Here is a 12,715-nt window from a genome sequence, read left to right as displayed (position 1 = left end):
AATCACGGTCTGTTTTTTTATGCTAAAATTGTTCACCCGTCATAAGTGACATGAAATGTTTGAAGAAGCGGTTATAGTCAAAATCAATTGCGATTTGATGAACCGGCCAATCAATAAATGGCTTCTGGTTCACTAGAGAGCGAAATTCCCCTATGCTTGCTCCTTGTGCAGAGGATTCTGTCATGACAACAATAGGTGATTTATGATACGTGAACATAGAGTTATCAAATAAAGCGAGTATTGGCATTGTGTCATGGAAGGGGCTCCCCTTTAAATGTGGTAGGGCGTCTTTATAATATCCGTAGTAATAATGATCAAATAACGGTTTGACAAGTGGAGCTTTTCCTTTTGCCTCAATGTATTCTGCCATTTCTGGTGTAATGATGGAGTATTGAGTGACGTTTAATGGGTATATGTACATGTTAACTGCGGATTGAAGGACTATATTAGCAGCAGTAGGATCGCCATAAAAGTTTGCTTCGGAAATAGGGGTAACATTACCAGGATGTAAAAAGGCACCGCCCATTACGTAGTAAGATTTAATTTGTTTCATTAACTGTTTGCACATGATAAACAAAATTGCTAGGGAGGTAAGTCTTCCTAAACTCACAATGATTAATTCATCTTTATACTGTTCAATAAGAGGAATGACTTCAAAAAAATTCTCCATTTCTCCGTTAGTCACATTCACCTTTGGAATAATTGGACCGAGCCCCTGTTTCCCATGTACATCCGTAAAAAACGCAGGTGAGGCACCAGTAAGGGGACGTTCTGAACCACCGAATATCTTGATATTTCTATTCTTTGTTTCGTTATTAAAAAAATGAGCATTTTCTACGGCCGTTTTTTTTGGAACATTGCCGTAATCAGCAACGATACCGACGATTTCTATTTCATCGATAAAGAATGCTAAGAGGAGAGCCATCGTATCATCAATCCCAGGATCACAAAAAATGAGAACTTTTTTGGGCATATGTTCACCACCTATCTTGTTTATCCGGTACAAATCCGCTTGGTGAGGGCTAATAATTAATGGGGATGAGGAAAACCTCAATGATTAAAGTTTCACTTTATATATATGTAAGTTTAAGGATAAAAAGATTATTTTATTGAAATAATAGTCTTTTAAATTCAGAAAATAAAAACTTTTTATATTAGGTCAAGGTTTTTGACGTAATTTTCGTTTAGAAATGCAGTCATATCAAGGTTGTAAGCGTATAACATAGGCTGTTTTTGCTGTCAAGTTGATAAATTGCAGCTTTTTACAATTTATACTATGATAAAGATATTAACAGAAGATCGTATAAACATGAGGGATGATGAACATGAAATTTACAAAGATTCTTGTCCAAATTGCTGCTCTTTACGTGTTTTATATGGTTGGAACTTGGGTGCAAGAAATGTTAAATATTCCGATTCCAGGAAGTTTGATTGGAATGTTCCTCTTACTTGTTTTACTTAGCCTAAAAGTTCTTCCAGTGAAATGGTTCGATTTAGGAGCAGAAACACTCGTTGCTATTATGCCGTTTTTATTAATTCCGCCAACGCTTGGCCTAATGAATTACGGTGCTTTTTTTATGAGTAAAGGAATTTCTCTTTTCATTACAGTTGTAGCGAGTACATTTTTAATTATTATTGTCGCAGGACATACAGGACAATATCTTGCGAATAGGAAGGAAAGAGAGTCGCGATGAGCCAAATATTAATCGGAATCGGTTGGGTTCTTTTTACGGTGCTATTATATCAATTATCTAAAAAAATCTATAAATTATTTCCAACACCATTCACCATTCCAATGCTTGTAGCAACTGGATTAATGGCTTTCCTATTTATCGTGCTTGATATACCATATCAACATTATATGGAAAGTGGTGGTGGCTGGATTGCAAAGCTACTTGGACCCGGTGTTGTAGCATTTGCAATTCCTCTTTATAAACAACGTCATGTTCTGCAAAAATATGTTGTACCGATTGCTGGCGGGGTATTAGTAGGTACAACAGTTGCAATCGCTAGTGATTTTGCGATTGCTTCACTTATGGGAACGGATAAAAGCTTAATCTTATCGTCATTACCAAAATCGGTGACAATGCCAGTTGCGATGAGTGTTTCAGAGCAAGTCGGTGGTGTACCTTCCTTAACAGCAGCTTTCGTTGTTATCGCAGGTATTACTGGAACGATTACAGGACCCCTTTTATTAAAATGGAGCCGTGTTACAAACTCAGTTGGTAAAGGTATCGGATTTGGATGTGCTTCTCATATTATGGGCGTGATGAGAGCGATGAAAAATAACGAACATGAAGGTGTTATTGGATCGGTAACAATGACATTAACAGCAATTTTGACATGTTTACTTGGACCGTTATTTGCGATGATGTTTATGTAATAGAAGAAAAGCGAGAGCGCCTCTATAGCTCTCGCTTTTCTATAGAATTTATGCTACAGTTACAATAACTGAATCTTTGTAGGAGGTACGCCAAGTGCATACGTTATTATCAGTTTTACTTATTATTGTATCGATTTTAATGATTGTTATGGTACTTATGCAATCTAGTAATAGCTCAGGCCTTTCAGGTGCAATTTCAGGCGGTGCGGAGCAATTATTTGGTAAGCAAAAGGCACGTGGAATTGAAGCGGTATTAAACCGTATTACAATTGTTTTAGCTGTATTGTTCTTTGTATTAACAATTGGTGTTACGTACTTCAATTTATAAAATTGAAAGAAGAAGCGTTAGTGAATGGTACTAATGGTTCTTCTTTTTTTGTTTTGCTATTTGAAAGATGTTTCTAATTAGATTATAGAAATACAAATATGGTACACTAGATATAGAAAGAATACGACTAGATTACAGAAGAGAAAGAGGAGAAATACATGATGAAATTAGCATCTCCGAAACCATTTACATTTGAGGGTGGAGACCGCGCTGTTTTATTACTACATGGATTCACAGGGAACTCAGCTGATGTACGTATGTTAGGGCGTTTCTTAGAAAAGAAAGGCTATACTTGTCATGCGCCAATTTATAAAGGGCACGGTGTACCACCAGAAGAGCTTGTTCATACAGGGCCTGAAGATTGGTGGCAAGATGTAACGGAGGCATATCAGCTTTTAAAAGATAAAGGTTTTGAGAAAATTGCAGTTGTTGGATTGTCACTTGGCGGCGTATTTTCTTTAAAATTAGGTTATACAGTACCGGTTTTAGGTGTAGTACCAATGTGTGCACCGATGTATATTAAGAGCGAAGAAACGATGTACCAAGGTATATTGGCATATGCCCGCGAATATAAAAAACGTGAGCAAAAATCACCTGAACAAATTGAACAAGAAATGTTGGAATTCCAAAAGACACCGATGAATACATTAAAAGCATTACAACAATTAATTGCTGACGTACGTAACAATGTGGATATGATTTATGCGCCAACATTTGTTGTACAAGCACGTCATGACGAAATGATTAATACAGATAGTGCTAACATTATTTATAACGGTGTAGAATCTACGTTAAAAGACATTAAATGGTATGAAGACTCTACGCATGTCATTACACTTGATAAACAACGTGACGAGCTACATGAGGATGTATATAACTTCTTGGAGCAACTAGATTGGTAAGATCTAGTTGCCTCTTTTTTTCATAAGGAATTTTTTGTGAAAACTGTAAAAATCATAAGGGGAGTATTGAAGTTTCACTTTATACATCCCCTATCTTTCGGATACACTAAATAATATAAGGTTTTAAAGGAGGTATTTTTGCTTGGAAGAAATCATACAAGAACATATTGATAAGTTGTTATTATTTATGAGAGAAGAAGCGTATAAACCGCTAACGATACAAGAGTTAGAAGAGGCATTTGGGATTGAAGGTTCTGAGGGCTTTAAAGATTTCGTAAAGGCACTTGTAACGATGGAAGAAAAGGGACTTGTTATTCGTACTCGTAGCAACCGTTACGGTCTTCCTGAAAAGATGAATTTAGTAAGAGGTAAGTTAATTGGACATGCACGTGGTTTTGCATTCGTTGTACCAGACGAGAAGAAAACGGGAGACGATGATCTTTTCATCCCGCCTACAGAATTAAACGGTGCACTTCATGGCGATACAGTATTAGCACGCCTTAGTTCTCAATCGAGCGGTTCGCGTCAAGAAGGTTCAATTGTACGCATTTTAGAGCGTGGAACGAAAGAACTAGTTGGTACATATACAGAATCGAAAAACTTTGGATTTGTTATACCTGACAATAAGCGCTGGACGAGTGATATCTTTATCTTGAAAAGCGCATCGATGGGTGCTGTAGAAGGTCATAAAGTAGTTGTGAAAATTACGAGCTATCCAGAGAATCGTTTAAGTGCAGAAGGTGAAGTTATTCAAATTCTAGGTCATAAAAATGATCCTGGAGTAGATATTTTATCTGTCATTCATAAACATCATTTACCTTTAGCATTCCCTGAGGAAGTGATGGAGCATGCAAACAGTGTACCAGAAACGATTTCAGAAGAAGATTTAAAAGATCGCCGCGACCTGCGTGATCAAATGATCGTAACGATTGATGGTGCAGATGCGAAAGACTTAGATGATGCTGTTACAGTAACGAAGCTTGAAAATGGTAACTACAAGCTAGGCGTTCACATTGCGGATGTAAGTCATTACGTTCAAGAAGGCTCTCCAATTGATGTTGAAGCAGCGGAAAGAGCGACAAGTGTGTATCTTGTTGACCGTGTAATCCCGATGATTCCGCATCGTCTATCTAACGGTATTTGTTCATTAAATCCGAAAGTAGACCGTCTGACATTATCTTGTGAAATGGAAATCAACAACTTAGGTGATGTTGTTAAACACGAGATTTTCCAAAGTGTGATTAAAACGACAGAGCGTATGACGTATGCTGACGTAAGAAGCATTTTAGAAGATGAGGACGAAGAGTTAATTAAGCGTTATGAGCCGCTCGTACCGATGTTTAAAGAGATGGGTCAATTGGCACAAATTTTACGTGAAAAACGTATGCGCCGTGGTGCAATTGACTTTGACTTTAAAGAAGCGAAAGTATTAGTAGATGAAGAAGGAAAACCGACAGACGTTGTCATGCGCGATCGTTCTGTATCAGAGAAGTTAATTGAAGAATTTATGCTTGTTGCGAATGAAACAGTAGCAGAGCACTTCCACTGGATGAACGTACCGTTTATGTACCGTGTCCATGAAGATCCGAAAGAAGATAAGCTTGAGCGTTTCTTCGAGTTTGTAACGAACTTCGGATATGCGGTAAAAGGACGTGCGAATGAAGTGCACCCTCGTGCGCTGCAACAAATACTTGAAATGGTTCAAGGACAGCCAGAAGAAGTAGTTATTTCAACAGTTATGCTTCGTTCTATGAAGCAAGCTCGTTACGATGCGGATAGTTTAGGACATTTCGGTTTATCAACTGAGTTCTACACACATTTCACATCACCAATTCGTCGTTACCCAGATACAATCGTTCATAGATTAATTCGTGAATACATTATTAATGGTAAAGTCGACAACGAAACGCAAGCAAAATGGCGTGAAAAATTACCTGAGATTGCAGAGCACTCTTCTAATATGGAACGCCGTGCTGTTGAAGCAGAGCGTGAAACAGATGAGATGAAAAAAGCAGAGTATATGGTTGATAAGATCGGTGAAGAGTATGACGGTATGATTAGCTCTGTAACAAACTTCGGTTTATTCGTAGAGCTTCCAAATACAATTGAAGGTCTTGTACACGTTAGCTACTTAACGGATGATTACTACCGTTATGACGAGCAACATTTCGCTATGATCGGAGAACGTACAGGAAACGTATTCCGCATCGGTGATGAAATTACAATTCGCGTTATTAACGTAAACAAAGACGAGCGTGCAATCGACTTTGAAATCGTTGGCATGAAAGGCACACCTCGCCGTAAGTTCAAAGATCGTCCAGTCGTTATCGAGCAGCCAAGAACAGGCAGAAAGAAACGCGGTGGACGTAGCGAGCGCAGTAATGAGCGCGGCGGTGAACGTGGCACAGGTAGAAAATTTGACCGTGGTGGCAAAGGAAAAGGAAGAGGATCCGCATCTGCATCCGCTTCTGCTAGCCAGCCAGGAAAAAAAGATGGTAACGGTAAGAAGAAAAAAGCATTCTTCGAAAACGTACCAGGATTCAAGAAGAAAAAGAAAAAGCGTAAGTAAGAAAAGAGTGGCTTCGCTTTGATGAAAAGCGGGGCCGTTTTCTTTTTTCTTCGTGGCTTGAGAGCGAGCCACTTTCGCTTTTTATTAACATTTGTTACAATAGTAAAAATAGAGGAGGGACGTTATATGCCAAAGGGTACAGGTAAGGTTATTGCACAGAATAAAAAAGCATTTCATGATTATTTCATCGAAGAAACATACGAAGCAGGGCTTGTCCTTCAAGGAACGGAAATTAAGTCGATTCGCGCTGGACGCGTAAACTTGAAAGATGCGTTTGCACGTGTACATAATGGTGAAGTATGGGTTCATAATATGCACATTAATACGTACGAACAAGGGAATCGTTTCAACCATGATCCACTTCGTACGAGAAAATTACTTCTGCATAAAAAAGAAATTGATAAACTAGCGGGCGCTGCGAAAGAAACAGGTTACGCATTAGTTCCACTTAGAATTTATTTAAAAAATGGATTTGCAAAGATGGCACTTGGTTTAGCAAAAGGTAAAAAGCAATACGATAAACGTCACGATTTAAAAGAGAAAGAAGCTAAACGTGAAATTGCACGCGCGTTCCGTGATCGCCAAAAGATGTAATACAGATATTTACATTTGTAAAATGGAGCGCGTATGTTATAATAACTTATGTAAGATTGTTGCACATTGAAAAACAGCTCTTAGTAGCTATCACGATATTTTCTTCGTATGCTCCATTTTTATCATGGGGACGTTACGGATTCGACAGGGATAGTTCGAGCTTAGGTTGCGAGTCGAGGGGATCGGCCTCGTTAAAACGTCAAAGCCTATAATTGGCAAACAAAACAATCTTTCTTTAGCTGCTTAATTGCACTAAAGGTTCCTCCCTCCATCGTCCATGTGGTAGGGTAAGGGACTCAAACTAAGTGGACTACGCCGGAGTTCGCCGTCTGAGGACAAAGGAAGAGAACAACCAGACTAGCAACTTGGAAGCCTGTCGATAGGCCGAAGAGTTCGCGAAATGCTAATATATCGACTACACTCGTAGAAGCTTAAGTGCCGATATTTTTGGACGTGGGTTCGACTCCCACCGTCTCCACCAATACATATTTGGTGGTTTTTTATTTTGTATAATATGAACCATAATTTTGCCAGGTTGGTGAGGTTATGGTTCTTTTTGTTTGTGGTTTTATAGAATGCTGAAGTTGATGGGACGGTATCCCTGAAAGAGAGAATAAAAAATGGTTATTGATGATAAGCGGGTAGATACTATAGCAGATTGTAAACGCTCAATTGTTAAGTAGTTATTATTTTTTTACTTTATTCGAATCTTCATATGTTTTGTGTTTTTATCCATACCTATTGTAAGATTATATAGAGTTCTCCTAATAAACTGTTTTAATGGATTATTTAGGGGTTTTAAATTTATAAATCTTAAATTATTTTTTCGGGATAATTTTTTTATCTAAATAATTTATATTGAAGTAGAGGTGAACCATCGGTGAAGCAGGTGTTGGTGATTAAAAATGAACGGTCTTCAGCAAAGAAAATCGTAAGCGGTTTAACGCAAGAGGGCCATTTCATTTTAAAACTTCACAATGAAAACGAAGGTTTAAATATAATATATGAACAAGATTGGGATATTATCATATTGGATTGGAATTCATTAAGTATATCGGGACCAGAAATTTGTAGACAAATACGACTTGTTAAAACGACACCAATCATTATTGTGACCAACAATATTTCTAGCGAGGATTGCATAGCAGGGTTACAAGCAGGAGCAGATGATTATATTAGAAAACCATTTGTGAAGGAAGAATTAGTAGCGAGAGTTCAAGCTATTTTAAGAAGAAGTGACTATAACCAGCAAAATGAGACAAACTTTTTTCAGTTTAAAGATCTCTTTGTTGATGCATCTAGCAATATTGTGAAAAAAGGTGGCAAAAATCTCTCGCTTACGAAGCGCGAGTACGATTTACTTGTATTTTTAATTAAGAATAAAAATACGATATTAAGCCGTGAAATGCTTTTGAATCAAGTTTGGGGATATGACGTAGTAGTAAATCCGAATGTAGTAGACTTATATATTGGGTATGTAAGAAAAAAGCTAAAGTGCGAGAAGAAAGATAGATATATTCAAACGATACATGGCAGAGGCTATTCAATGGTTGAATGATAAAAATAAGATAATAAAGTAGTTTCTGTGAAATATTAGCTATTACTGCGCGTATTTTGTAAGGGAAGGTCTCTGTCCCGTATTTGTTGAGAAAGTATTTAATGAAGGTTAATCAACAGTCCTGACCGCACATATTACTTTTTATGCTTGATTTTATGAATTCATACGATTCACAAGATTTTCACAGAATTAATGACTATACTAATTAACAGGATGTTCAAATGAAAATGATTATCAATAGCGATTCGATTGAATAAAAGTTACCTTCTAATTCAATCTATGGATGTCATCATTTTCGAAATAAATCACACTATAAGGAGTATACATATGAAAAAATCTATGCTTTTAAAATTAGTGAGTATTCTAGCAATTTTTACTTTAATGTTAGTGGCTTGCTCAGATTCAAGTAAAGAAACTTCGAAGGCTAATAATAAAGATAATGGTAGTGATAAGCCAAAAACGGTTGAAATCACTGATGCTCATGGAACTGTTAAAGTACCTGTAAACCCAAAGAATGTAGTTGCTTTGGATAACAGAACTTTTGAAACTTTATCTGATTGGGGAATTAAATTAGCGGCTGCTCCAAAGGATATCATGCCTGCTGATTCAGCATATAAAAAGGATGAAAAAGTTCAAAATATTGGAAATCACCGCGAACCAAATCTTGAAATTATTGCAGCGGCAAACCCTGACCTTGTAATCGTTGGTCAAAGATTTGCTGATCATTACGAAGAAATCAAAAAATTAGTGCCAAATGCAGCTGTTATTGATCTTAATTTTGATGTTTCTGAGAAATCTACTACGCCTGGGAAAAATTTAGTAGATGGACTTAAAAATTCTACAACTACTCTAGGAAAAATCTTTGATAAAGATAAAGAAGCTAAACAATTAGTAGCTGATTTCGATAAATCTATTGAAAAAGCAAAATCTGCTTATAACGGAAAAGATAAAGTTATGAGTGTTATCGTTACTGGTGGAAATATTGGCTTTGCTGCGCCGCACTCTGGTCGCGTTTGGGGACCTATGTATGACATTTTCGGTTGGACTCCAGCATTAGAAGTTTCGAATTCTACTGCAGGTCATAAAGGTGATGACGTTTCTGTTGAAGCTATTGCACAAACAAATCCTGATTGGCTTTTCGTATTAGATCGTGATGCTGCAACATCTGATGCAGCTAAGTCAACACCTGCTAAGGATGTTATTTCTAAATCACCTGCTCTTCAAAACACAACTGCTGTTTCTAAAAAACAAGTTATTTATGCACCAGAAGATACTTACACAAATGAATCAATTCAAACTTATATAGAGTTATTTGGAAATCTTGCAAAAACTTTAGCTAAGTAGTGTAAAGGGGTACGAAACAGTGTCAAAAAATATGATTTCTAGGGTTGAGAATATTTCTCAACCCCAGTTTTATAATCACAATAAAATATGGACAAAACCTTTTATAATAGCGGTTATAGTTGTTATAATTTTAGGGATTATATCACTGTTTACTGGAGTTTATGATATACGTGGACAAGAGGACGGAATGGAGATGTTTTTCATCACTCGTGTTCCGAGAACAGTTGCATTAATGCTTACTGGAGCTGCAATGGCGATGGCAGGGCTCGTCATGCAACTCATTACACAGAATCGTTTTGTTGAACCTACTACAACGGGGACGATTGAATGGTCAGGCTTAGGCCTGCTTTTTGTGTATTTACTATTTCCTGCCCCGACTTTAGTTCAAAGAATGACTGGTGCAATCATTTTTTCTTTTATAGGAACTATGATTTTCTTTTTATTTTTAAGAAGAGTTAAGCTTCGTTCGTCTTTAATTGTCCCGATTATTGGATTGATGCTTGGAGCAGTTATTTCTGCAGTGTCTACTTTTTTAGGACTCCTTTTTCAAAAGACGCAAAGTATTGAAACTTGGTTTGTAGGTTCATTTGCTAACATTCAGGTGGGAAGATATGAATATTTATGGCTGATTGTTATCATTACTTTTCTTATTTTTATGTATGCTAATAGATTGACTTTAGCTGGACTAGGAGAAGATGTCGCAACAAGTCTTGGAGTTAATTACAATAGAATTGTTCTTTTTGGGACTGCTCTTATCTCTGTTGCAGTTGGAATTGTTGCAGCTGTTATTGGACACTTACCTTTCTTAGGATTAATTGTGCCAAATATCGTTTCAATGTTTAGAGGTGATGATCTTAGGAGTAATTTACCTTGGGTTTGTGTGATCGGAATGGGATCAATAACTGCCTGTGACATCATTTCTCGAACAATTATACAGCCTTTTGAATTACCTGTTTCTTTAATACTTGCAACAGTGGGAGCAGTCGTGTTTATTACTATTTTATTGAGACAAAGAAAACCAAGGAGGCTACGATGATCACATTAGAATATAGAAAAAAAGAAAATGTCGAAATCGATTCTAGCCTTCATAATGAAAGTAGATCAGCTAGCGCTTTTCGGTCTAAGAAGGAAGCAAGACGTTATTGGATTTTACTCATAACATTGATTGCTTTAGGTCTTCTTTCTTCATATGGACTTTTAGTTTATAACAATCCAGTTCCGATAGATTCACCTTCTTTTATCCCAGTCGTTAAGAGAAGGATAGTAGCTATTGTTGCAATGATTATTGCTGCGGTTTGCCATAGCTTGTCGACAGTTGCTTTCCAATCTATTACGAATAATAAAATTATTACTCCTTCACTTTTAGGTTTCGAATCACTTTATTCAGCAATTCAAACGAGTACAGTATTCTTCTTTGGTGCTAGTGCGTTAATAAATTTTAATGGAATTGGATCATTTTTATTCCAAGTTGTTGTTATGGTCTTCATGAGTTTGATACTTTATGGATGGTTACTTTCCGGTAAATACGGGAATTTACAACTTATGCTTTTAGTTGGAATTATTATTGGTACCGGGCTAAATTCTGTGTCAACTTTCATGAGAAAACTACTTGCGCCTTCAGAATTTGATATTTTACAAGCAAGATTATTTGGTTCTGTTAATCATGCAGATCCTGCATATTTTCCTATTGTAATTCCGATGATCATAATTGTAGCAGTATTAATTTTTGCTCATTCTAAGAATTTGAATGTTTTGTCACTAGGAAAGGATGTTGCTACTTCTTTTGGAGTTAAATATCAACCTAGTGTAATTTATACACTTGTATTAGTTGCTATTCTGATGTCCATTTCAACCGCTCTAATTGGGCCACTTACTTTCTACGGCTTTTTAGTAGCAACTTTGAGTTATCAGGCGGCGTCAACTTATGATCATAGATATATTTTCCCAATGGCTTTTGCTATAGGATTTTTAATAATGACGAGCGCATACTTTTTAATGTATCATGTATTCCATGCTCAAGGTGTAGTTTCAGTTATTATTGAATTATTTGGTGGAATTATATTCTTAACTATAGTTTTAAGGAAGAGGGCTTTATGATAAAAATTGATAATGTTAAAAAGTTCTATACTGATAAGGTAAAAATAGGACCTTTGGATATTGAAATACCAAAAGCAGGCTTTACTTCTTTAATTGGACCAAATGGCGCTGGAAAGTCCACGACACTTTTGATGATTGGCAGACTTTTAGATATGGATGAAGGCCAAATTCAGGTAGCAAATATGGATGTTTCTGAATCCAAATCAAAAGACTTAGCAAAAGTTTTGACTATATTGCGACAAGAAAATCATTTTGTAACTAGGCTTACAGTTAGACAATTAGTTGGATTTGGGCGCTTTCCTTATTCAAAGGGAAGATTGACTAAAGAAGATGAGGTTATCATTTCTAAATATATCGATTTCTTAGATTTAACTAGTTTAGAGAATAGATATTTAGATGAGCTTTCTGGTGGTCAAAGACAAAGGGCATATGTAGCGATGGTATTGTGCCAAGAGACGGAATATGTACTTTTGGACGAACCTTTGAACAACCTTGATGTTGCTCGTTCTGTTCAAATGATGGAGCATTTAAGACGTGCAGCTAATGAATTTGGAAGAACAATTTTGACTGTCATGCATGACATAAATTTTGCAGCTAAATACTCGGATAAAATTTGTGCTATGAAAGATGGACAAATTGCTGCTTTTGGAACAGTAGAAGAGGTTATGGACTCAACACTTTTGACAGATATTTTTGAAACAAAAATAGAAATTATTAATGGTCCTTATGGGCCAATCGCAGTTTATTAGTTATAAAATGTCTTGCGTAGATTATGCAAGCTACTCTAGTTGAAGTTGCTGTCTATATTTTATAGGCAGCAGCTTTTTTTATGTGATTACTCATAAAATGCAAAAGAATGCTTCACCTTTTCAAGTATGTACCAAACGAAAAAATATCTCTGTATAATTTTTCAAAAGAATTCAGCTTGTTTTTTGTATAT

At 36.4% G+C, this 12,715-nt stretch carries 12 protein-coding genes and 1 other RNA gene; 12 read left to right on the top strand and 1 reads right to left on the bottom strand.

Translation table 11 applies throughout. The features are described 5' to 3' along the window. Window positions 1-22: 22 nt before the first annotated feature. The gene (locus AC22L0_RS21670) at window positions 23-973 is read right to left on the bottom strand and encodes a nucleoside hydrolase (protein WP_001125064.1); all 951 of its coding nucleotides are present in this window, start codon (window positions 971-973) and stop codon (window positions 23-25) included. Between the two features lie 352 nt (window positions 974-1,325). On the opposite strand from AC22L0_RS21670, the gene AC22L0_RS21665 reads away from it, so the two are divergent. From AC22L0_RS21665 to AC22L0_RS21610, 12 genes are all read left to right on the top strand, one after another. Further along, window positions 1,326-1,694, top strand: coding sequence for a CidA/LrgA family holin-like protein (locus AC22L0_RS21665; protein WP_000673222.1), 369 nt, complete (start codon window positions 1,326-1,328; stop codon window positions 1,692-1,694). Then, window positions 1,691-2,383 carry an LrgB family protein gene (locus AC22L0_RS21660; RefSeq protein ID WP_000078304.1) on the top strand — a complete coding sequence of 231 codons (693 nt, stop codon included), beginning with the start codon at window positions 1,691-1,693 and terminating at the stop codon, window positions 2,381-2,383. The genes AC22L0_RS21665 and AC22L0_RS21660 overlap by 4 nt, the downstream gene beginning before the upstream one ends. Before the next feature lie 94 nt (window positions 2,384-2,477). Beyond that, window positions 2,478-2,711: a preprotein translocase subunit SecG gene (gene secG, locus AC22L0_RS21655; protein WP_000557264.1), complete on the top strand. Its 234-nt coding sequence runs from the start codon at window positions 2,478-2,480 to the stop codon at window positions 2,709-2,711. Between the two features lie 161 nt (window positions 2,712-2,872). Beyond that, entirely contained in the window at window positions 2,873-3,613 is a 741-nt protein-coding gene (gene estA, locus AC22L0_RS21650; RefSeq protein WP_000761976.1) for a carboxylesterase, read from the top strand. Window positions 3,614-3,755: 142 nt separating this feature from the next. After that, window positions 3,756-6,182: a ribonuclease R gene (gene rnr, locus AC22L0_RS21645; protein ID WP_000391096.1), complete on the top strand. Its 2,427-nt coding sequence runs from the start codon at window positions 3,756-3,758 to the stop codon at window positions 6,180-6,182. A gap of 126 nt (window positions 6,183-6,308) precedes the next feature. Beyond that, window positions 6,309-6,776 carry an SsrA-binding protein gene (gene smpB / locus AC22L0_RS21640; protein ID WP_001123919.1) on the top strand — a complete coding sequence of 156 codons (468 nt, stop codon included), beginning with the start codon at window positions 6,309-6,311 and terminating at the stop codon, window positions 6,774-6,776. A gap of 126 nt (window positions 6,777-6,902) precedes the next feature. Beyond that, window positions 6,903-7,257, top strand: a transfer-messenger RNA (tmRNA) gene (ssrA, locus tag AC22L0_RS21635). A gap of 399 nt (window positions 7,258-7,656) precedes the next feature. After that, window positions 7,657-8,334: a response regulator transcription factor gene (locus tag AC22L0_RS21630; RefSeq protein ID WP_087965235.1), complete on the top strand. Its 678-nt coding sequence runs from the start codon at window positions 7,657-7,659 to the stop codon at window positions 8,332-8,334. A 327-nt stretch (window positions 8,335-8,661) separates the two neighbouring features. Continuing rightward, the gene (locus tag AC22L0_RS21625) at window positions 8,662-9,678 is read left to right on the top strand and encodes a siderophore ABC transporter substrate-binding protein (protein WP_087965237.1); all 1,017 of its coding nucleotides are present in this window, start codon (window positions 8,662-8,664) and stop codon (window positions 9,676-9,678) included. A 19-nt stretch (window positions 9,679-9,697) separates the two neighbouring features. Then, window positions 9,698-10,714 (top strand): ABC transporter permease, encoded by a 1,017-nt coding sequence (locus AC22L0_RS21620; RefSeq protein WP_000042063.1) that lies wholly within the window; start codon window positions 9,698-9,700, stop codon window positions 10,712-10,714. Beyond that, a complete protein-coding gene (locus AC22L0_RS21615; RefSeq protein WP_000631245.1) occupies window positions 10,711-11,775 on the top strand; it encodes an iron chelate uptake ABC transporter family permease subunit in 1,065 nt (354 codons plus the stop codon). Before AC22L0_RS21620 ends, AC22L0_RS21615 begins: the two co-directional genes overlap by 4 nt. Next, on the top strand, window positions 11,772-12,524 hold the full coding sequence (locus AC22L0_RS21610) for an iron ABC transporter ATP-binding protein (RefSeq protein WP_000590071.1): 753 nt from the start codon (window positions 11,772-11,774) through the stop codon (window positions 12,522-12,524). The genes AC22L0_RS21615 and AC22L0_RS21610 overlap by 4 nt, the downstream gene beginning before the upstream one ends. The last annotated feature ends 191 nt before the right edge of the window (window positions 12,525-12,715 follow it).

This window comes from Bacillus sp. LQ01, from assembly GCF_057624735.1.
The sequence above is the reverse complement of the archived record's forward strand: the minus strand, read 5'-3'. Positions and strand labels throughout refer to the sequence as shown.